At 53.6% G+C, this 21,421-nt stretch carries 11 protein-coding genes, 1 tRNA gene and 1 pseudogene; 11 read left to right on the plus strand and 2 right to left on the minus strand.

Annotated elements, in window-relative coordinates; genetic code table 11:
* Nucleotides 1-188 precede the first annotated feature (188 nt).
* The 9 genes and pseudogenes from F3H12_RS09935 (at nucleotide 189) to ypeB (ending at nucleotide 10,011) form a co-directional block, all read left to right on the plus strand.
* The gene (locus F3H12_RS09935; protein ID WP_149679169.1) at nucleotides 189-686 is read left to right on the plus strand and encodes a DUF6106 family protein; all 498 of its coding nucleotides are present in this window, start codon (nucleotides 189-191) and stop codon (nucleotides 684-686) included.
* A 128-nt stretch (nucleotides 687-814) separates the two neighbouring features.
* Entirely contained in the window at nucleotides 815-2,554 is a 1,740-nt protein-coding gene (locus tag F3H12_RS09940) for a glycosyl hydrolase family 18 protein (protein ID WP_188118480.1), read from the plus strand.
* A 190-nt stretch (nucleotides 2,555-2,744) separates the two neighbouring features.
* Entirely contained in the window at nucleotides 2,745-3,296 is a 552-nt protein-coding gene (locus F3H12_RS09945; protein WP_149679171.1) for a hypothetical protein, read from the plus strand.
* Nucleotides 3,297-3,419: 123 nt separating this feature from the next.
* Nucleotides 3,420-3,494 (plus strand) — tRNA-Arg (locus tag F3H12_RS09950).
* A 101-nt stretch (nucleotides 3,495-3,595) separates the two neighbouring features.
* Nucleotides 3,596-3,979, plus strand: coding sequence for a holo-ACP synthase (gene acpS, locus F3H12_RS09955; protein ID WP_149679172.1), 384 nt, complete (start codon nucleotides 3,596-3,598; stop codon nucleotides 3,977-3,979).
* A gap of 5 nt (nucleotides 3,980-3,984) precedes the next feature.
* The gene (locus tag F3H12_RS09960) at nucleotides 3,985-5,178 is read left to right on the plus strand and encodes a metallophosphoesterase family protein (RefSeq protein WP_188118481.1); all 1,194 of its coding nucleotides are present in this window, start codon (nucleotides 3,985-3,987) and stop codon (nucleotides 5,176-5,178) included.
* A 1-nt stretch (nucleotide 5,179) separates the two neighbouring features.
* Complete coding sequence (locus F3H12_RS09965) at nucleotides 5,180-7,585, plus strand: ATP-binding protein (RefSeq protein ID WP_149679174.1); 2,406 nt, start codon at nucleotides 5,180-5,182, stop codon at nucleotides 7,583-7,585.
* Between the two features lie 616 nt (nucleotides 7,586-8,201).
* Nucleotides 8,202-8,552, plus strand: a pseudogene (locus F3H12_RS09970) (cell wall hydrolase); the annotation flags it as partial.
* Between the two features lie 22 nt (nucleotides 8,553-8,574).
* Entirely contained in the window at nucleotides 8,575-10,011 is a 1,437-nt protein-coding gene (ypeB, locus tag F3H12_RS09975) for a germination protein YpeB (protein WP_149679175.1), read from the plus strand.
* A gap of 109 nt (nucleotides 10,012-10,120) precedes the next feature.
* Here the strand turns inward: ypeB and F3H12_RS09980 are convergent, their stop codons facing one another.
* Complete coding sequence (locus tag F3H12_RS09980) at nucleotides 10,121-11,137, minus strand: ATP-binding protein (RefSeq protein WP_149679176.1); 1,017 nt, start codon at nucleotides 11,135-11,137, stop codon at nucleotides 10,121-10,123.
* Nucleotides 11,124-12,122, minus strand: coding sequence for a DnaD domain protein (locus F3H12_RS09985; RefSeq protein ID WP_149679177.1), 999 nt, complete (start codon nucleotides 12,120-12,122; stop codon nucleotides 11,124-11,126). The genes F3H12_RS09980 and F3H12_RS09985 overlap by 14 nt, the downstream gene beginning before the upstream one ends.
* A 262-nt stretch (nucleotides 12,123-12,384) precedes the next feature.
* On the opposite strand from F3H12_RS09985, the gene F3H12_RS09990 reads away from it, so the two are divergent.
* A complete protein-coding gene (locus F3H12_RS09990) occupies nucleotides 12,385-17,424 on the plus strand; it encodes a fibronectin type III domain-containing protein (RefSeq protein WP_149679178.1) in 5,040 nt (1,679 codons plus the stop codon).
* Nucleotides 17,425-17,469: 45 nt separating this feature from the next.
* Nucleotides 17,470-21,330 carry a fibronectin type III domain-containing protein gene (locus F3H12_RS09995; protein ID WP_149679179.1) on the plus strand — a complete coding sequence of 1,287 codons (3,861 nt, stop codon included), beginning with the start codon at nucleotides 17,470-17,472 and terminating at the stop codon, nucleotides 21,328-21,330.
* The last annotated feature ends 91 nt before the right edge of the window (nucleotides 21,331-21,421 follow it).

Consider the following 21,421-nt stretch of genomic DNA (forward strand, 5'->3'; position numbering starts at 1 on the left):
TTAAGCAATTGAAAGCAATAGCGGCTAGTATGAGCATTATTTAGTAATCTCCAAAGAAGGTGTCTAGCAAAATCCTACAACAAGTTGACACCGTCATGGCAGTCCCTGCAATTGATAAAGCCTGCGGGGGTATGGTAGAATGGAACAGGATGTCCCTGAAGGGGGAAGATACGCAGGAGGTACGGGAAATGGATGTATTTATCGAAAAACTGATAAAGCGAAGGAAATCGCCCGCCGATGTCGCCTATATGTTTTTGCTGCTCTTCATTGCATTTGGCATCTCGCATTTCGTCTTCCTGTTCATAAGCGGGCTGGCGCCGTTGATTATAGCGGGCCTGATGTTTCTTACCTATTATCTGATTTCCATGCGCAATATTGAGTATGAATACATCGTCACCAACGGCGATATTGATATAGACATGATTGTCAATCAGAGGAAGAGGAAAAGGGTTTTCACGGCGAACTGTAAGGATTTTGAAGTGGTTGCCAGGGTCAATTCGGATCAGTATACCAAGCAAATCCGGGAAACCAAAAACGTCCTTAATTTTACGTCCCGTAATTCCAATGCAGATGTCTGGTTCATTTATCTTATCCAGAACGGCATGCCCATGGTCATCCTCTTTGAGCCTGATGAGAGGATGATTGACGGGTTCAGAACCTTTATTCCCAGAAAGGTATTCAAATAATCTGTTGTCGCGCGGCGCAGCCTCCGAAGGTTTACGCGCCGGAACGTAAATGAAACATGGAGATATAGCCGATAAAAGCCATAGACGGATCATGATCTGATCTTTTTTGATTTCACGGGGGAATGTCCATGCGGAGAAGACTTGTCAACCTGCTGACCATTTATCTGGTGGTGGTTTTGGGTTTGGTGCTGGGCTATTATTTCTGGATCCGTGCGAATACGCCCAACACCCAGGTTGTGGGCTTCTTCGACGACATTCCGGGAACAAGGCTCGTCATCGGTTCCGAGCTGATTGTGGAAGGAGAGCCTCCCCTCATTCGTGAAGGGAGGGTTCTGCTGCCTTTTGATACCGTGAAGAAGCACATCGATCCCTATATCTGGTGGGACGAGGCACAGAAAAAAGTGATTGTCACCACCAGGGACCGGGTTATCCGGATGGAGACCGGAAAGCTTGAGGCGCTGGTCAATGAAGAGCCGATGGAGCTGCAGTTTCCCCCGGTGGAAGAGAACGGGATCCTGTATATCCCCATTGATTTTCTGAAGGATTTTTACCGCATCAGTCTCCGGTATAACCCTGAGCAGGATGTGGTCATCTTGGATCGCAGAAACAGCATCTACCGCATTGGTGAACCTATCAGCGCGGAAGCCCTGATCCGGACGGGCATGAGCATCAAGGAGCCCATCGTCAGGAAGTTTACCGAGTCGGAACTGGGAACCCAGAGTGCCGAACTGGTCATCTTTGAGGAATATGAATCCTGGTACCGGGTCAGGACCTATGAGGGCATCTTCGGCTACATCCCCAAGGCCGATGTGGTGGTGCGTGACATTATCATCACACAGCAGGAACCAGACCGTTTCGAGACCTCTCCGCCGCTTCCCGCGGGCAAGCTCAACCTGGTATGGGATATGACCTACAGCAAGAAGTACATGGAATTTAGCCGGGAAAAATCTCCCGGCATTGATGTCTGGTCCCCTACCTGGTTTGAGATCATCGACCGGGAGGGAACCGTCAAGAACCGCGCGAACCCGGAGTACGTGGCGTGGGCCCACAGCAACGGCTGGCAGGTATGGGGCCATGTGGCCAACGCCTTCAAAGACATCGAGGGAACCAGCATCATCCTCAACAGCACAGAACTCAGGCACAAGGTGATCAAGCAGATACTGGCCTACGCCTCGCTCTACAAACTGGACGGCATTAACCTGGACTTTGAGAACATCTATCTGAAAGACAAGGATGCCTACACCCAGTTTGTCCGGGAGATCACGCCGCTGCTCAGGGAACAGGGGCTTGTGGTGTCGGTGGCGGTTGGCGTTCCCGGCGGCAGCGAAACCTGGTCCCTTTCTCATGACAGAAAGGCCCTGGGCGAGACGGTGGATTATGTCTGCGTGATGACCTATGACCAGAACTGGCCCAATATGGGTTCCAGCGCGCAGTTGGACTGGGTGGAGGACCGGCTGGTGGCCACCCTCAGGGAGGTGCCTCCGGAAAAGCTGCTGCTGGGCATTCCGCTCTATACCAGGATCTGGTCTGAGGAAGTGGTGGACGGGAAGGTGAATATCTCGTACCTGGCGGCGCTGACCATAGACGGCGCATGGAAAAGGGTGGAGGAAAACGATGCGACGGTGGTCTGGAATCCGATCCATGGCCAGTACCATGCCACTTACGAAAAAGACGGCAAAACCATGAAGATGTGGATAGAGGACGCGGATGCGGTCAACTACAAGACCTCGCTGATCCATAAATACAATCTGGCGGGAGCCTGCGTATGGGCAGCCAACTTCGCCAATGAAAGCGTATGGCCCGTTTTTGAAAGGAACCTGAAGCAGATTGCCCACTACGAGGAATGGCGGGCCCAAGTTATTGATTAGCTCTACTGTATATGTTAGAATGGGATACAATAATCTGTATGCCATGGCATACGGATTGTACTGAAATCACATGAAAAGAGATACTGGTTCTATGGAAAAAATCAGTCAGATTCCGGCCAGCCCAATGGATTTTTTTCTGTTTCCGGTTTGGCTGCACAGAAGAATATCCATACGTTTACCGGGCTTATTGGTGGCTTTTCTGTTCGTGGGCTGCTTCGATCTCCTGTTCTACGAGAATCTTGCCGAACAGTCGGTGTTCAGCGGCAGTCCGGGAAGAGTGTTTTTCAGGATCGTTTTGTTCCTGATCCTTTCCTTCGTGGTCGGCGCCATCGACGTTATTTTCACCATCTGTCCCCTTGCCGATTTTCTGCAGATGATTGGAAGGCGCAGTGAAAAGTACGTCCACAAGAGAATATCCGTGATCCTGATGAAATCCTACGCCATTTCCCATGTTCTGTTCATCATCCCTTATGCGGTCGCGCTTTACTCAGGCGTGGACTGGACACAGGTGGGGCCGGTATCGGCACAGCAGATCAGGATGCTCTATGCCGCCCTGGCTACCCTGATGCCCATCCTGCCCTTCATTCAGCTTGGGGTTCTCTACCGCACCATCAGCATCAGGACGCGCATACAGCCTTTCGGCAAGTTGATCCTTATCTGTGCGGCCTATTTCTGGATGCAGCTCAGCGGAAGCGTGGTTGTGTTTGTGGAGGGGCTGGCTTACTCCCTGCTTCTCGGGTAAGTAAGCGACGGCGTCAGCCCTGCGGCCCGGGAAATCCGGGAGATTTTTGGGAATGAAAAGGGTACCTATTGAAATCAGACCTGTTCTGGCGTATAATATTGCATGCGGTACAGGGCGCAATATGTCCCGTTGGTCTAATGGATAAGACAATGGATTCCGGTTCCATTAATGTGGGTTCGATTCCTGCACGGGACGCCAAACTGCAAATATCGCACATCAAAGTTCTTTGGAGTACAGGTTTGATCGGCCTGTACTCTTTTGCTAACTGTCGCTTTTGGGATAAGCCCTGGAGGTGTCCAATGGGGGTTCTGGCAGGTATCGATATTGTGGAGATTGACCGCATCAGGCGTGCGATAGGAAATGATGCCTTTATTCGTCGCGTCTATACGCCCCGTGAGATCGCGTACTGCGAATCCAGGGGCGCGGCCAGGGTAAGCAGCTATGCGGTTCGCTTTTCTGCCAAGGAGGCCGTATCCAAGGCGCTTGGCACAGGCATCGCCCAGGGTGTCTCGTTTCAGGACATCGAGGTGGTCAATGACGACAGCGGCAAACCCCGGGTGATCCTCTACGGTGAAGCCGAAAAGCGCTTCCAAAGCCTTTGCGGTATATCGATGGACATCAGCCTGACCCACAGCAGGGACTATGCAGCGGCTTACGCGGTGATTCAGACAGAGGAAGGATGATGCCCATGGCTCGGGACAGGATTCGGTTCGTCCATTGTGCCGACTTTCACCTGGCCAGCCCTTTTGGCGGCCGCAACTTGAAAGAATATGCCGAGATGCGCCGAAAGGATGCCTGGACGACCTTTGAAGCCGCCATGGGGCTGGCGGAAGAGGAAGGGGCCGATTTCATCCTGATCTGCGGTGACCTTTACGAGCATGATTATGCCTCAAAGGCCACCATCCAAAGGATCAGCAGCCTTCTTGGGAGCCTGTCCGTTCCCGTTGTCATCCTGCCCGGAAACCATGACCCCTATGTGGCCAATTCCTGGTATAAGACCTGGCGATGGCCCGGCAACGTGGTCATTCTCCATCCGGAAAGCCCCTCGGTGATGCTTGGCGGCCTGGATACGTTCATCCATGGCATCGGCTTTTCAGCCTTCAGGCAGGATACGCCCGATTTTTCCGCCGTACCCCGCCCGGACGGGAATCTTTTCAATATTTTCATGCTCCACGGCACGCTGGATATGCATTTCGGCCGCCGGCCCTTCAATCCCGTTTCATCGTCGCATCTGGCCGAACTGGGCTATGATTATTACGCCCTTGGCCATTTCCATAACCGGAAAACCGATTTTAAGCTCAGGAACGCCGCCAACCCGGGCAGCCCTGAACCCCTTGGTTTCGATGAAACGGGGGAACATGGGGTGCTCCTGATCACCCTGGAAAGGAGCGTATCCGGTCAAAAGGCACTGGATATCCGGGAGATCAACCTGGCACAGAAAAGGTATGTATGGCTGACCCTGGACATGACCGGCATGGCGGGTCCTGAGGAAGCCGGGAAAAAACTGGAAACCCTGCTCGGCGGGCTGGATCCCGGCCGGGATCTGCCCAGGGTGGTGCTGACAGGCCGTGTCTCGGCGGCGGTGGATTGTGAGCATCTGAAAAAGCCCTGGCTGAAGGACTTCCCCTGGCTCCAGGTGATCGATGAAACCCGGGACGGCCATGATTATGAGGCTTTGTCCAGGGAGCAGAGTCTTAAAGGGGCTTATGTCCGTGAAGTGCTCAGGCGCCTGAAAGCCTGCGAAACGAACGGCGATGAGGAACAGGCCGTCATCCTCGGCGCCGCGCTGGATCTCGGCGTCGAAGCCCTTGAGACGGGCAGGATAGATACACGGTTTGACGGAGGCCTGTTCAGAAGGCTTTGGTCCGGAGAAGGCGGCTGATATGAGAATCAGGCTTATTGATATCAAAGGTTTCGGAAAGTTTATCGATAAACGCATCCACCCTGCCGACGGCTTCAACCTGATCATGGGGCCCAACGAGGCGGGCAAATCCACGCTGGCCGATTTCGTGACGGCCATGCTCTATGGCCTGGGAAGCGGGAAACGCTCGAGGAAGACAGCTTCCGGGCGGAACTTCAGGCCCTGGGCTTCAGACCGGTTTGCGGGCGTCATGGAATATGTCCTGGATGACGGGTCTGCATACCGGGTGGACCGCAATTTTGACAAAGGCCTGGTCCATGTGTACGACGGTATGGCCAGGGATATCACCTCCAGGTTTGCTTCGGACAGGAATACGGGGCCGCGTTTTGCGGAGGAGCAGTTGGGCCTTTCCGAGGAGGTCTTTATAAGGAGCGCCCGGATCAGGCAGATGCAGACGGCCATGGATCCTGACGGGGCCCGTATCATCCTGGAGAAGCTGGCCAACCTCTCGGCCACGGGGAGCGAGGATCAGTCCCTCGGCCGGGCCCTGGAAGCCCTGGAGAATGCCTTGCTGGAAAGGGTGGGCACCGAGCGGTCCACCACAAGGCCGCTGGATCGGGTGGAGGCGCGCCTTAAGGAACTGGAGCGCATGAAGGCCGATTGGCTGGAGCGGCATGAACGCTACCTGGACACCTGGTCCATGCTGAGGCAGGAAGAGGATCGGCTACGGGAACTTAAGCAAAGGCACGAGGCACTGAAGGCCAGGTATCAGCTGAAGCTGAAGGAGCGTCTGGATGCGCTGGCCCGGGAATGCCGCGAGATTGATCGGTCCCTGGACGAAATGAAGACCGCCCTGACCGAACTGGAAAGGCGGCTGGAACGTTCGGGCATCTTCGGCGAGATGACCGATAGGGCCATGGAGGCACTGACCAATACCTGGTTTGCTTACCAGGAGACACGAAAGCAGCTGGCTGAATGCGAATCCGGGATAAAAGCCCTGGAACAGGAATATGCCGGTCTGAGCGCCAGGCTTGAGAAGCTGCAGCCCATGCGGGAAAAGGTGGAGCGGATTGACAGGCGATTAAGGGAGCAGGATGAATCTTTCCGGGAAGCGGCAGCATCGGCAGAAGGCCGGAAATCCGGGGGCCGTATTCCCCTGGCGGTTCCCGTCCTGTTCCTGACAGCCGCAGCGCTGATCCTGGTGCTTCCGGCCGTTCTGCACCTGGATTTGGGGATGCCCTGGCTATATGCCGCCGGGGTGCTGGCCCTGACCGGCGTTTTTACCGCCCTGCTCAGGATGTTGACAAAGAAATCCGTTCTGACGGATGCGGCAGACCGGCAGCTTAAAATGCTGTATGGCGAGGGCTTCACCGGTCTTAACGACTACCTTTCACAAAAAGAGACGCTTCAGGGCGCACTGGCGGATTTTGAAAGATGCGGGTCCGAACTGGAGGAATGGCGGAAAAAACGGGTTTATCTTGCAGAGAAGAAGGAAACCCTGTTTAAGAGCCTGGCATCCTGCCTGGATGGCTTCAGAACTGTCACAGATAATCCGGAGTCGGTAGACGAAGCGATGGAAGCCTTCAGAAGCGGGTTCAGCCGCTTCCGGGAGGATGACAACCGGGCCCATGAACTGCGACAGCGGATGGAATCCCTTGTAGAAAAGAGAAGGCTGCTTCTCAGGGAAGCCTCTGCATTAACACAGAAGGAGATGAAATCAGCCGCCGATCTGGAAGCTGCAGCCCGACAGATGGCCCATGGTGAGGAGCAATCCCCTTTGGCTTTGGACGGCAAGGCGCAGGAACAGGATATCCGGGCCACCGAAGAGGCGATCAGAAACTGCGAGGTGCGGATCGGCAGCCTGTACGGCCGGCTGGAGAACGCGCCCTCCCAGGATGAGCTGGCGGATATGGAGGAGGAGATCCTGCGCCTTGCGGAGAAAAAGCGTGAGCTGGAACTGGCCGGAAGAAGCCTCCGGACAGCGCGGGATATCCTGAAAGAAGTGGGATCCCAACTTCAGATGAATTATACGGCACAGCTCAACAGCGAAATGAGTCGTTTCCTCTCGGTCATCACCAACGGCCGGTATCAGCACATCAGGACTGATCCGGAAGGACGGTTGTATCTGGAAGTGCCCGAATGCGAAGAACTGGTGCCGGTGGAAAGGCTCAGTTCCGGTACCATTGATCAGGTCTACTTTTCCATGCGCCTTGCAGCCCTTGCTCTCCTGGAAAGAGGAAAGGAAACCCTGCCTCTTTTCCTCGACGAACCCTTCCTGCAGTATGACGAGGATAGGATCCGGCAGGCTTTCAGGCTGATGAAGGAAGCCTCCGCCAACCGGCAGGTATTCTTCATGACCAGCCGAAAACGCGAGCTGGAACTGGCCCGGGAACTGTGGGGCGACGCGCTGAACGTGATACAGTTGTGAGACTTCCAGAGATAGCTACGCACCGCTTTGCTGCTCTTGCAATGACAATTCGAATGGGAACTTACGTGTTTAGATGAGATTGCCGCGCTCCACTTCGTTCCGTTCGCAATGACATTGCGGGTATGATTCTGCTGTGATTTGCTCTTGTGTCATTGCGAGGAGGCGCAGCCGACGAAGTAATCTCAGTTACTTCCTGGGCTAACCATAGGCATATAGAGATTGCCACGCCCCGCTTGCGCGGTGCTCGCAATGACACCTGCGCAGGAAGGATGCCCGTAAAGGTTAAGGCCGCATTGCGGTAAGGCGCCAAAAATGACCAAGATTGCTTCATCGCTCTGCTCCTCGCAATGACATGAGAAATGACCGCCTGGCAATACTGATGCTGGCAGTGGAATACTACGGAAGGACGGTACTTTGCCGCCAATATGCGGCAAAAGAGCCGTCCTTTTTTGTGTCCCCGTTTTTTTGGCATAATCCCGGCTTTTTGAAGAAACACTACCAAAGAGGTGATATGGATATGCATTTCAAGAAGTTCATCATCATCTTTGCCCTCTTTGTCGGCTTTGTTATGGCGCTCACCCCAGGACAAGCGCAGAATAACTCAGACCGCACCAGCGATTTGCAACTGCTTGCCCGGGCCATCAACGGTGAAGCACGCGGGGAGCCCTATGAAGGGCAGGTGGCGGTTGGCGCTGTTATCCTCAACCGTGTCAAGGACCCCAGGTTCCCCAACTCCATTGCCGGAGTGATCTACCAGCCCGGTGCCTTTACCGCGGTGAGTGATGGCCAGATCAATGTTCCCATCGATCCCAACAGCACCGTGGTGAAGGCTGCCCAGGACGCCCTCAACGGCTGGGATCCCACCTATGGCTGCGTGTATTACTGGAATCCGGCCACAGCGACCAGCAAATGGATCTGGTCAAGGGAAATCGTTACGAAGATAGGCAAGCACTATTTCGGAAAATAATCTGGAGGAGAGGAGTCTGACCATGGAATACGATGAGAAGGAATACATCCTGGAAAAACATGAAGCCCATGATTCAGAACATAAGAGGGATAGGGTACCTCCGGGGTACTACGCCAGGAACAAGGCCAAAAATGTCGTGATTGTCTTTCTGGCCCTGACCACTCTTTTCGGCGCCTACGAGTTCCAGCTGGCCGTTAAGCTTCGCCGGCAGCTGGATGCCCAGTATAACCGAGCATTTTATGAGATGACGGGGTATGTCCAGGACATTGAGGTGCTACTGGCCAAGGCCATGCTGACCTCTTCCACCGAAAAGGCCGCGGATATCCTCAAGGATATCTGGCATCGCGCCGAGCTGGTTTCCACCAACCTGGGGCAGCTTCCGATACAGCAGGGAGCCCTTGTGAATACCCAGAAGTTCATCAGCCAGGTGGGCGACTATGCCAAGACCCTGACCAGCCAGAACGTAAAAGGGAAGACCCTGACCCAGGAGCAGATGGACACCATTAAAAACCTGCATCAGCTGGCAGTTTCCCTCAACGACAACCTGGACAAGTTCCATGGGGAGCTGACGGCGGGCACCATGACCTGGGCGAACCTGGCCGGAGAGGGCACAAGGCTGTTTGCCAAGAACGATGTGGAAATCCCCATGACCATTTCCAATATCGACGGAACCTTTGAAAACATGCCCACCCTCATCTACGACGGCCCGTTCTCGGAGCATATGACCAAACAGAAGGCGCTTGGCCTTACCGGTGACAAGGTGACGGAGGAACAGGCCATCGAAAACCTGGGCAAGCTCTTCGGAAAGGAGAATATCCGCAACATCCAGAAAGTCTCCGACAACAAGAACGGTGTCATCGACACCTACAACTTCAGGTTTGAACTGGAAGGCAAGAAGGAAAAGAGCATCGCCGAAGCCGATGTTTCGGTGGTTGGCGGCAGGGTGGTATGGTTCCTGTACAACCGGGACGTGGGGGATGTGGAGCTTGATATCGACAAGGCCAAGGAAGTAGGTAAGCAGTTCCTTGAAAAGAGCGGTTTCAAGAGCATGAAGGATACCTATTATACCGAACAGCAGGGGATCGCCACCATCAACTATGCCTATGAGCAGGACGGCGTGATTGTCTATCCGGACCTGATCAAGGTGAAGGTGGCCCTCGATAACGGCGAGATCGTCGGTTTTGAAAGCAAAGGGTATCTCATGAGCCACCGGCAAAGGGATATACCCAAGCCCGCCATTTCCATGGAAGAGGCGCTCCAGAAGGTGGCCAGGAAGGAGAACATCATCTCTTCGGGGCTTGCCATCATTCCCACCAATTACGGCAGCGAACTGTTCTGCTATGAGTTCAAGGGAAAGCTTGACGATCAGGACTTCCTGGTCTATATCAACGCCATGACGGGAGAAGAGGAGGACATCCTTTTGATCATCAACTCCGACGAAGGCTTTCTGACCATGTAGACGCGCCGACGATGTGGCTTTGTACAGGCTCGCACACGAAACATCCGCCGGAGCCGGACAGCGTTCTGAAGAAAGGAGCGGCAGGAATGACCACGCCGCCCCTTTTTATTCATGCAAACCTTTTCATGATGCGAATATCCTCGCCGAAGAATTTGAAGGTCTCGAATTCGCCCAGGATCCTGGACGCAATGCGCTCATTGTAGGTCTGGTATATTTGCCTCAGATCCAGGTTTGTGGAGATGATGGTGCGCGCAATATACCTGCTGGAACGGGCTTTCCGGGCTTCCAGCAAGGTCAGGAACTCGGCGTACCGGGCATCGCTGGCGGGCTCAGTCCCCAGATCGTCCAGGATCAGGAGCTGGGTTTCCACGAGATCCCTGTAGGTGGCATCCATTTCCTCACTGTCCGAGGCAAAGCGTGCCCTTTGCATCACGTCGAACAGGGTGGGCGAAGAAAGATACAGCACGGTATATCCCCGTTTTATCAGCTCAAGGCCTGTGGATTTGGCCATGAAGGTTTTCCCGGTACCCGTGGAGCCGTAAAAGTAAAGGTTGGCTGGCCCCGGATCCGCGAAGTGCTCCACAAAGGACAGGCAGCGATCCCGTATGGTCAGGATCTGCTCCCGCGGTGAGATATCGGAGCCATAACGCTGCTTGTCAGGCTTGTCCGAAAAAAGGGTCACATCGAAATGTCCGAATCCGGTCCGGCCATCATCCAGAATATTGGACACCTGGTAAAGCCTTTCAAGGTAAAGCTGGCGATAGCAGGCACAGGGCCTTGTTTCGAGGGAACCTTCCTCGGTGACCAGGCCGGTGTCCCTGCATATCCCGCAGGTGAAGCGGGGTTCAAGATAATCCGCCGGGTAGCCGTTCTGTATCAGCAGGTTCTGCTTTTCCCTTTTCAGCGCAGCGATGCGCTCGGCCAGGGCTTCGGCGTCGGCCGCGCTGTCCGGGCTGTGGATCAGCATCCGGGCATGGCGGATCCCCTCCAGCGTGATTTGCTGCTCCAGAGCTTCCAGCTCAGGGATCCTGGACCAAACCTCGGCCTTCCTTTGGTCCAAATCCGCCCTTGCCCTGTCTCGCCTTGATTCCAGGATTGCCTTGATCTCGCGATTAATCCGGACCATTGTCTCTGTCCTTTCCTTTTACGGATGCCTTGTCAAGCATATCGAAGAATGTATCGTCATAGGAACGCTGCATGAAGTTGTCCCTGCGCGCCACGGTGTCCGCAGGCCGTTTCCTGTCCCTGGAGGCTGCCGCCTGGGAAGCGGCCAGGATCTGTTCCCTGGTTCTCAGCCCGTCTTTATGCCATCCTGTGAGAACCCCGTGGATGTATTTGAAATTGGGGTTGGTCTTCCCCGTGGTTTTTTCCAGCGCCAGGTCGATGATATCCATGCCATATCCGTACTCGTTGATCCATGTCTCCAGGTAGCGTTCCTCATAAGAAGTCAGTTTCCTGTTCAACCGCAGTTTCATGGCGATCTGCTTCCCGAGTTCATTGACCTTTTCGCAAAGCTCCATGTATTTTTCCAGTTCCCAGTGATTCGTGATGCCGCGGGCCGCCCAGGTGGCGCCCACCTTTTCTATGTACCTGGCGTTGAGGGCGTTGCGGTCATAACAGTATTTAAACAGGGATACCATGACGTCCTCATCAAACCTGAAGGTCTCGAACCAGTGGTCGATGGTGGTGTACCAGCTGGGCGCCATGATCCCCTGGAAAAACATCTTGTTGATGGAATCCACGCACTGGTTGCGCCTGATGTTCATGGCCGTGCGGGAAACCGCCTCGTCGGCGTCGGAAGAAGTCTTTTTGCGGTACAGCCTGCTCACCTCCCGGTCCTTGAGGTCGATGAGGGTAATGACCTGTGGGGTTCTTAGGATGAGCTCTTCTTTTTCCAGGATGGTGAAGGTGGCATATACCGCATCCACAGACATGCCCAGCTTGGCGGCCAGATCCTCGGGACGCGCTTCTTTGCCGTATTTGCTTAAAAACAGGCAGTACAGGTAAACCTTAACCGCATCAGCGGGCAGGTTGGGCATGATATCGCTGATAAAGATATCCGGTACCAATGTATCAGAAAACAGGATGTCCTTGACCGCTTCGAAATGCATAGCGCACCCCTCGTCCAAACAGTAAATCCATTATAGCACAACATGGACATGGCAGGTAGGCGTTGCTGTTGCCACAAAATCCCGGAAAGCCCGGCGGAAAAGCCGCATAGCGGCAGGGTTCTTCGTTGTACTGCAGAAAAAACATGCAAACACTCTCGATTGCATGCCCGGGCTGTAATCAGCGCGGTCGGTTGTTCCGATATATAATGTAGGGATTTTATGCCCTTTTTGCCCGGACTAAGTTGTACTGAGGAGAGGTTGTATGGGAAGAAGCGTTTTCAATAGATGCGTATCCTGGCTGCTGGTCTTCGTGTTTGTTTTCTCAGCCATGTCGGTGGTCAATATCACCTATTCCCATGCGGCGCAGGTGGACTTGCAGCAGATAAACGTCGGTTATGCCAATAATATGCATATCATCTCGTTGCCTGTGAATGATGATCCTCAGAAGGTTGCCGTGTGGTGGGATGACGAAGAACCATTCGGGCCGGATGGAGAATTACCTTCCAGTTATTATGAGTATACGGATGGCATCCTGACCATCAGATTCCCGGATCAAACCTTCAGGAAAAATCATATATTCAGAATTCGTATAAAGGTTACCACTGAAGATTCTGTCGTGCATGATGCCGAGTTCCTGTACCTGCCCGGAATCGATTTTACCGGCAGATCCTTCGGTGTCATGGTGGAAAGCGAAGGAAGCATTATCGACGGCGGATGGAATCCACCCGAGGATCAGTACATTGTCAGCGGGCGGAATCCTGTGATCGAGTTTACCTGGTATGCGCCCACAATCTATGTGGAAGGCACTGGGGATGTCCCCATCACAAACCTTTTGAACGGAAACGCCCTCGGGAATATACTCGGCACCCAGATCGATGAGATCCGTTTCCTCATTGACATGGAGGTGGGCCGAAACTGGCAGCAGAACGTGAATAATCCCAACTCAAAATATACCTGCAGTCTGATCGTTGACGCGGATGGCAACCTCAAGTGGAGCGTGGCCGGCAATGCGCCTCAGATGGTGGATCATCCGGCTGGCAGCGACAGGTTTACCATCAGGCTGGACAAGAACAACAACATCCAGTCGGGTACCGAGTATCAGAATGTCCGGCTGTATATCAGCTTCAGAAGATCCGGGGATTCCGGCGACATACGCACCCCATCCATTCTTAAAACCGCCAGCGGGTTTTTGCAGAGTGATGTCAGGAATGAGGATATTAATGATCCGAAAGGCCCCAACATCCCCTTTGACAGGTCAAACTCCATCTATACACCCCTGGAGTTCCGGATCAAGAAAGTGGATGAAAACCTGATCCTGATTGAATTTGACGAACTTAAAACAGGTAACTATCCTGAGCTGTATTACCAGATACAGTATCATTCAGCCCATGCGTATATTTACAACAGGAAGGATCTGTGGCCGCAGGTAAGATGGGTGAATCCCAAAACCGAGAAGGTGAGGGAGATCATCCCTTACAATCCGGGCGACTATATCGCGGTCGTGCTGTATCCCAACAAGGACGCGAGCAGTCCGCTGGGAGCCTCGCTGAGCCTGAAATCAGAGTTCCTCGATACCATTACCGGAGATGCGCCGCCACCGGTGCCCAAGAATATCGATATTTCGGTGGCAAATACGAGAGAAGTAACCATGACGGTTAAGGACATCCAGGGCAATGACACGGAAACCAAGATGCTTATCAGTGATCTGAAACTGTCGTTTGATGCGCCCCTGGCCTGGCAGAACCTTTTTGCAAACAACCTGTGGAACCTTTTCAAAAACGGAGGTCCCGGCAATTACGGCGACGATATTGAATATACCTTCCACATCCTGATCAGCGCCTACCGGCCCGATGCGGACGTGAAGGACGGGGAGACCACGAAGGTCGGCGAGGATGACGTGGAAGTCTATGTACCTGTCAAACAGAAAAGGGTGCTGGTCATCGGAAAGGAAAGCCTGGACTGGGAAAACGGGCGGCTGGTTGCCATTATTCCGGGCGATAAGCTGTTCTGGGATTATGCAGCCGAAAAACACGGCGGCGATCCGGATATTTCCTTCGAGAATGGCCCGGGCTATCCGGATTTTCTGGTGCCCAATACCATCTATTATGCCCAGATCATTACCTCCCGCTATAAGGATAACGCGGAAATAAATGCTGATAAATGGGAAGACGGTCTTTCGGAAGGACTGAAAAAGAAAATGTCCTACCTTTCGCCCATCGTGAGCTTTACGACCCATCCGCTGGACCGGAAGCCTGTTCCTGCCCCCAATATTGAGGATATCAAGGCTGTAACCACTGTCGATAGTGATGGAACCGTTGAATTGACAGGCATCAACGTGATGATTGATCGGCTGCTGGAGCCTGACGAATGGCAGCGCTACACCACTGAGGAAACAGGCCTGGTGCTGAAATATGAAGTACACGTCAGCCAGTCGCCTGACTTTAACCAGGCCTATCGGCAAACCGAAGAAGTCAATTACGATGTGGATGCCGATGCCGCAAGGGATCCGGTGACTGTCTTTATAGACAGCTCAGCAGCTGATATCAAGCCCAATACCACGTATTATTTCAGGGTGATCGCGTACCTGTATTCAATGAACGAGGATCCCGACAATCCGATTACCTGGTCCGATGCCTCTCCCGTCAAATCGTTCACTACGCCCAAGATTGCGCCGAAGGACGTGGATGACAGCGAGAGAAGGCCCAGTGCCCCTACCGATTTGGCTATCGCCAAGGATGCGGAAGGCCAGGAACTGGTCACCGATACCCAGGTGGTCCTCACATGGACGCGCATGGACAAGGATGTGGTCTATGAGCTGATCTGTACCAGTAATGGCAATACCGAAAATTATGCCGATAATGCCTTCAACAGAAGACTCATAGAAACATACGACGAGATTGCCTCGGGCGACGTTGTTGTCATCGATCCGGAGGATCCCAACGGCATCCTTGAGAAACTCGGGTTCCGCATTGTCGCCGACGATCAGATCATCATGCCCATTGAAGGTTTTCTCAAGCCCAACACCCTTTACTATTTCAGCCTGAGGGCTGTACGGAAGGATGGCAAGGGAGAACCCAGCATTTGGGTGACGCTGCCTGTCACCACCAAACTGGTCAAGGCGCCTGTCAGGTTTGAAGCGGTCAGGGATATCGAAGTGGGATTCAACATTGAATGCAAATTGCCCGGCACGGACACCGATTCCATGGAAGTATACATGAAAAAATCCGGGCAGCCTGATCGGGCATACACCAGGCTTTTGCGCTCCCAGTATACGGTGGTCAGGGACGGAAACACCTATTATTTCAGGGTAAGAAAGCTGGAACCCAATACCGTCTATCATTTCAGGATATACAACAAAGCCGCCGATCAATGGTATGTATACGATGAGAAAGACGGCAGCGGTTATTGGGACGAAGACGCATATACGCCCATACCGGCCAGAACCAGGGACACCTTCCATGAGGTTGAAGTCCGCTGGGAAGGGGAAGACGTCTATGAGTACTTCCTGGAGATTCGCTCCGAAAAAGAGAGCGGGTATGCCACCCTGACCGGGTATGTGCACTATCGGTATGATCTGCCGGAAGAGGTGGATGTGTACCGGGAGAAAACCACGGAAATCCTGAGAGAAGGGGATCCCGACAAATACGTCTACTACGCCCGTATTTCCAGGAGGCCTGTTTCCGATGGCAAAGGCAATGTCAAGGATATCAGGCTGGAAACCAACACCCGCTTCTTTGTGCGGTTATGGGCGGAACACAGGGATGGTGACGACGATCCGTCCCAGGACGAAGCCCTGCAGTCCCTGCATGTCGGTCCCGTCGAGGTCCGCACGGACTTTGACCAGGATGATTACGACAGGGAGAAGGAGCGGGAAGAACTGGAAGATCTCTACAACATGGAGGCCGATCACCTGCTCCAGAAGCTGTACTGGCTTGTCGATTCAAAAACCGCCACCCGGGTGCGGGCATTGGTTAAGGGCGATATGGTTTCCGGGCTTTTACAGGCTTCGCCGGGCTCAACCGTGACCATTGATTTTTCCGAGGAGCTTGCCAATGCGGCAGGCTATGACATCCTGGTACCCCAGAAGGTGCTGGAAACCATTGAGAGCAATGATTCGCGGCTGAACCTGAAAATGTCCGGCGTGGAAGTGACCCTGAACAGGGGCAGTGTCGATCTGGCCAGCCTGAAGCAGCAGGCGCTGAGCGGCGGAGCCAGGGAAGCCATGCTGCGCCTTCGCATTGAACTGAAGTCCAAATCCGATACGGCGCTGCCCAGGGATACAAAACTGGTATCCGGGATATATGACGTCAGTATTTCGGCGGTGGGTTCCAGGCGCACCTACGAAGAACTGGCTACCATGATCTATGATATCCTGATGGAGCCTGAGGCGACTGGTCCCTTCAAGTACGGCATTTTTGACAGGGAATTGGACAAGGTGCTGGAGCAACTGGATAAATACAGCTACCGCTCGCAAATCGAGCTGAAGGATATGATCCGGACGGTCATGAAGAGTATAGAAAGCGAGCTGTCCAGGTATCTGAGGGATATCCTGGACGGAGGCAGTGGGCTTTCCGCCAGCCTCATCGTGGACAAGCCCGTCCTGTCCTTCCAGGGCGGACTCGGAATGAAGCTGGCCTATCAGCCCGAATCCGGGCGCATAGTCCCCTATGTGAATTACCAGGCATCAAAGGGCTGGACTGAAGTTCCGGGCTCTTCCGGATTTTATCTGCAATACATTGTGTTCCGGGCAAATGCTCCCGGAGAATACGCGGTTTTGGCCGTCGGCAGCATTTCGGTAAGCCCGGGCAGCCCCTATGAGGAAATCATACGGAAACTGGGCGCAAAATACGATTTGAAGAAGGTTTTCGGCAACACCACCATTTATCCCGGCGATCCTTTAACCGGGCAGCAGGCCCTGGTGCTTTATGCGGTATTGACCGGAAGGGAAAACGAACTCACGGGTCTGACGCCCAACCAGAAGGTTTCTGTCCTCGGCATCGGCGATGTGCTGGGGATTAAGGAATTGACAGGTTACCTGGACAACCAGAGCGCGCTGGCCCTGTCGGTCAGGCTGTACTGCGCAAAGACGGGGATTAATCCCGCTGCGCTCAGGCCGGCCAAAACCATCATCATTACCAATGCTTCGCAGATAAACAACCGGTTGTACAACTATGTGGCAGTGGGTATCGATTTAGGGTTTGCAACGCTCAGAAACAACCAGTTTGACGCAACAGGCAGGAGCACCATCGGGCAGATGCTGGATATGGTGGCAAAGGTCCTGGAAAAGCTTGGCGAGATATAAAAGCCCGCATGGCTGCCCTCTAAAATGAAATGGAGCTGAGTAGGCATGAAAAAACCTTCTGTACTGCTTAAACATATATCGCGGCTCATGGTCCTGGTCATGCTGCTGACCCTGTATTCCGGCAGCGCGGTCTTTGCCGACCCCATTCTGGTCAATCCTCCCAAGAACTACAGGGTGGAAGAAATCGGTTATGATGTCCACGAGGACTGGTACGCCATCTTCAGGTGGCAGCATGACGGGTTTCCTCCGGGTACGGATGAAACGCAGATAACGGCCAGCTTCCATGAGATAGAATACGGCACCGGGCGGCGCATCACCAACAGCATCCAGGTGACAATGCCCGGAAACCAGAGTGAATTGACCATTGATGACAGCTTTGATTCGGAGACCAATCCGAATACCCTGAAACCCGGACATATTTATGAAACCAGCCTGACGGCGTCATGCTCGGTGGTCAACACCAATACCCGCATCGTGTCCCAGCGCTCAAACGTGATCAAGTTTCTCACCAGCGTGAGGGTTGAAGCCAGGCTGATACCCGGCACCAATGATATCAAGATCACATGGGACGATGTATGGGATACAGACGGGCGCATTGATTACAGGCTCTATATTTCCGACGTGAGTAAGGATGCCATAGGGAAGATCTCCCTGACTGAAACCATCCGCGGTTCCAGGATAGGCCAGCCGGATGCGCCTCCCGTTACTGTCAATGCCGCCGAGAGGAAACTGGAATATACCTTTACCGGCGCCTATCCGGGCAGAAGGTATTCCATTAAGGTCGTACCCGTACCGCGCCAGGGCGTCGTGGTGGCACCCGAAGCCGAAATCCCTGAACTCCAGGTAACAACCAATATCCTGATCAGGGCCTACCGGGTTGGCTTTACCCCTGACGGCGACGCCATATGGAACCTCATCTGGGATCCTGTTATCCTTGACGAGGATGAGTTCAAGGTAGCAAGCCGCAATTATATCCTCTATCGTTACAGCAGCAAGAATGACGATAACCCGAAGCAGTATCTCCTGCCCGATATCACCAGCTACCAGATCATCATCCCCAAGGATGACAAGACCCCTTACAGCTTCAGTGTCGAGGCTTATGTGTATTCCATCGACGGCGACTATCTGCATTTCCCTTCGGGCGCCAGGGTGGAGCTTAAGGAAATCATCCCCCAAACACCCGAAGCGCCTGAAATCGTGGACAGCTTTCCTGAAAACCCGGACATTACCTACGACGGCCTGCTGACATCCCGCAGCGCCACGGTCATGTGGAAGGTGCCCTATAACGGTGAAGGCGTTGGTGACAAGTTCATTGACAGGGATATCGTTTACGATATCTACCTGGTGGACGATATCCGAAAGGTGGAATCCCCGGATGAAGAAGACAAGATAGCCTCGGATTTGAGCCTGGGTTCAGCCAATGAGATAAAGGCCAAAAATCCTGTATCAGGGCATACGGTTATCGGTTACCGGTACGACTTGACGAATCTGAAGTCCCAGACCATCTATTATTTTGTGATCCGGGCAAAGAAGTATTACCCGGTTGAAACAAACGTCAACGGGCTGATACGCGTTGTGCCCAAGGCATTTATTTCAGAGAGTTCTGTCAAGGTTATCATTACCAAACCGGACACCGGTACGGACAGAATACCCGAAGCGCCCTCGGCGCCGCCTTTTGCCGTGAAGGAGGACAGCATTACCCTGAATGGTGCGACCCTTCTGCTGAAAAAACGCTGGGATGCTTATTATGATGAGGAAAGCAAGCGATGGAGGGACATCTCGCTGCTGGATCCCGATGACGGAGAAAGCGGAACGCAGAATCCGCCGACAAAGACCATTAATTATGAGCACGGCTGGAAGGTTATTGTCTATGGGATAAGGTACAATTATGCCATGGAGAATATCTCTACACCCACGATGCAATACAGCGATTTGAGCGGAAAACTCAAGGGTTTGGCGACCATCCTCACGGAGGTTTCCATCCCGGACATACCCGAGAATCAGAATGATCAGACCTTTGAGTTTGATATCACCGGACTCAGGGAAAACACAGCCTATGTGGTCTGGGTAACCATTGCAAACAACGACGGGCAGGAATCCAACCCCTCTGATCCGATTATTGTCAATACAAAGCCGAGGGATGTGGTCAACCCTGTCACCCCGACAGCGCCCACAAACATCATTGCGATCGCTGCGGATAACTTTATTGACCTTTTCTGGGAGTTCCTGCCCGGGATGAACTATGAAATCCGCTGCGGAACATCTGAAAAACTTGAATCCGCCAATATCACCAACACCGTTACCTATGACGATTTGGCGGGAACCGGCTATTACAGGCTGACCGGGCTTCAGCCCGACACCCAGTACTATATCTGGATCAAGGCCATCAATCCGGAGACCGGTAAGGAATCCGAATACAGCAACGCTGTGATTGTCAGGACCGAGGCCTACACGCCGCCGCCGGCGCCCACCGGGTTCGGAGTCACCGATGTCACCGAAAAAAGCATTACCTATGTCTGGACAAGGCTTCCGGAGTATACCTATATCCTTGAAATTGCGGAAAACAGCAATTTTGAGGGTGGCAAGACCTTTGAAGTGGATGATGAAACCTATACGGTTACCGATCTAATCTCCAACAGGCGCTACTACGCGCGGCTGTATGCCTATGATCCGGTAAGCGGGCTCCGGTCGCAACCAACCAGGACCATCCTTGTTGTGACCAACAGGAGCAGGGATGATTACGACTCGGGCTTCGACCTTTCCGACGTGCCCACCGGTGATGTGTTGGTCATATCTCCCAAGGTAATTGACGGCATCTGGACGGCCAGTTCCACGGGGATCAATGCCCATCGGATGGCGGAACAGGTCAGGAGCATACCCCATTATGTGGTCAAGATCGATCTGTCGAGACCGCCCGGAAAGGTACAGACCGTAAGGCTGGAACTGGGCGCCGTGCTCATCGATGCGATTTCGGAGATGGGGAAGGAATTATACATCAAGCTGCCTTCCAACGATCTGATCATCCGGCCGCAGACCCTGCAGACCGATGAATACTTCAAGATGAAGACCATGGATTCGAACTTTACCCTCAGGCTGGATATCACATCGCCGGCAACAAGCTATACGCAGCCATCCAACCTGAAGCTGGTCGCCCCGATCACCGAGATCAGGATAGGCCCTGCTTCCACCGGTCGTTCCTTTGTCAGCCTGGTGCGGCCCATCCGGGTGGATTTCCCGGTGGATAACCTCAGAAGTTATATGGCCAACGAGATCGGAACCTATCTCTATGACACAGGTAGGCGCGCCTGGAACGCCCAGGAGACGAGAACCGACTATGCCAATGGCATTGTATCGGGAGAAATGACAAAACCAGGCGCCATGGCCGCCGCGACGCGTGCCGTGCCCACGGCCGGTACCGTTCCCAGGGATGTTTCTGACAGCCTGAAGGCCATCCAGGCCGTTTACGCCTTGCCTTCCCTTGAAAGCAGGACCTTCCGCCATGCCGATCCGGTGAGGCAGGCCGATATTGTGAAGCTGCTTTTGGATCTGACCGGCACGGCCTATGATGACAACGATTTGCTGGTCCAGGCTGCCAGAAGTGGACTGATCAGCGGTCCCCAGGCTGTCACCGATGGCTATGCCCGTCGCGATCAGGCAGTGAGCCTCCTGGTATCCTATTACCGCTTCAGGACGAAGCTTCCGGTTAATCCGCAGAATCCTTCGGCCTGGTCCCGCTACCAGGATCTGAACAGGGTTTCGACCGGTGCTTTGAATGCGGTAAGATTTGCCATCGAAAACGGCATTGTCCAGGAAACCGGCAATGTTTTCAATCCGGACAAAGCGATAACCTGGGGCGATTTGATCGTCATGATCAGGCGCGTTTTGATTCTTTGCGGCGATTTGTAATGGCAAGCCCGCATGCTTTTACCACGTATGAATTGATCGCGGGATCGGATAATAAAAAGTGTAACGGAACGATTGGACGCCCGGAATGTAC

Source organism: Thermoclostridium caenicola, from assembly GCF_900142095.1.
GTDB lineage: Bacteria > Bacillota > Clostridia > DSM-8532 > DSM-8532 > Thermoclostridium_A > Thermoclostridium_A caenicola.

Excerpts from the sequence above, each read along its gene's own strand:
- F3H12_RS09960 (WP_188118481.1), top strand. The coding sequence starts at position 3,985 with ATGGCTCGGGACAGGATTCGGTTCGTCCATTGTGCCGACTTTCACCTG.
- F3H12_RS09980 (WP_149679176.1), bottom strand. The coding sequence starts at position 11,137 with ATGGTCCGGATTAATCGCGAGATCAAGGCAATCCTGGAATCAAGGCGA.
- F3H12_RS09995 (WP_149679179.1), top strand. The coding sequence starts at position 17,470 with ATGAAAAAACCTTCTGTACTGCTTAAACATATATCGCGGCTCATGGTC.
- acpS (WP_149679172.1), top strand. The coding sequence starts at position 3,596 with ATGGGGGTTCTGGCAGGTATCGATATTGTGGAGATTGACCGCATCAGG.
- F3H12_RS09985 (WP_149679177.1), bottom strand. The coding sequence starts at position 12,122 with ATGCATTTCGAAGCGGTCAAGGACATCCTGTTTTCTGATACATTGGTA.
- F3H12_RS09990 (WP_149679178.1), top strand. The coding sequence starts at position 12,385 with ATGGGAAGAAGCGTTTTCAATAGATGCGTATCCTGGCTGCTGGTCTTC.
- F3H12_RS09940 (WP_188118480.1), top strand. The coding sequence starts at position 815 with ATGCGGAGAAGACTTGTCAACCTGCTGACCATTTATCTGGTGGTGGTT.
- F3H12_RS09965 (WP_149679174.1), top strand. The coding sequence starts at position 5,180 with ATGAGAATCAGGCTTATTGATATCAAAGGTTTCGGAAAGTTTATCGAT.
- F3H12_RS09935 (WP_149679169.1), top strand. The coding sequence starts at position 189 with ATGGATGTATTTATCGAAAAACTGATAAAGCGAAGGAAATCGCCCGCC.
- ypeB (WP_149679175.1), top strand. The coding sequence starts at position 8,575 with ATGGAATACGATGAGAAGGAATACATCCTGGAAAAACATGAAGCCCAT.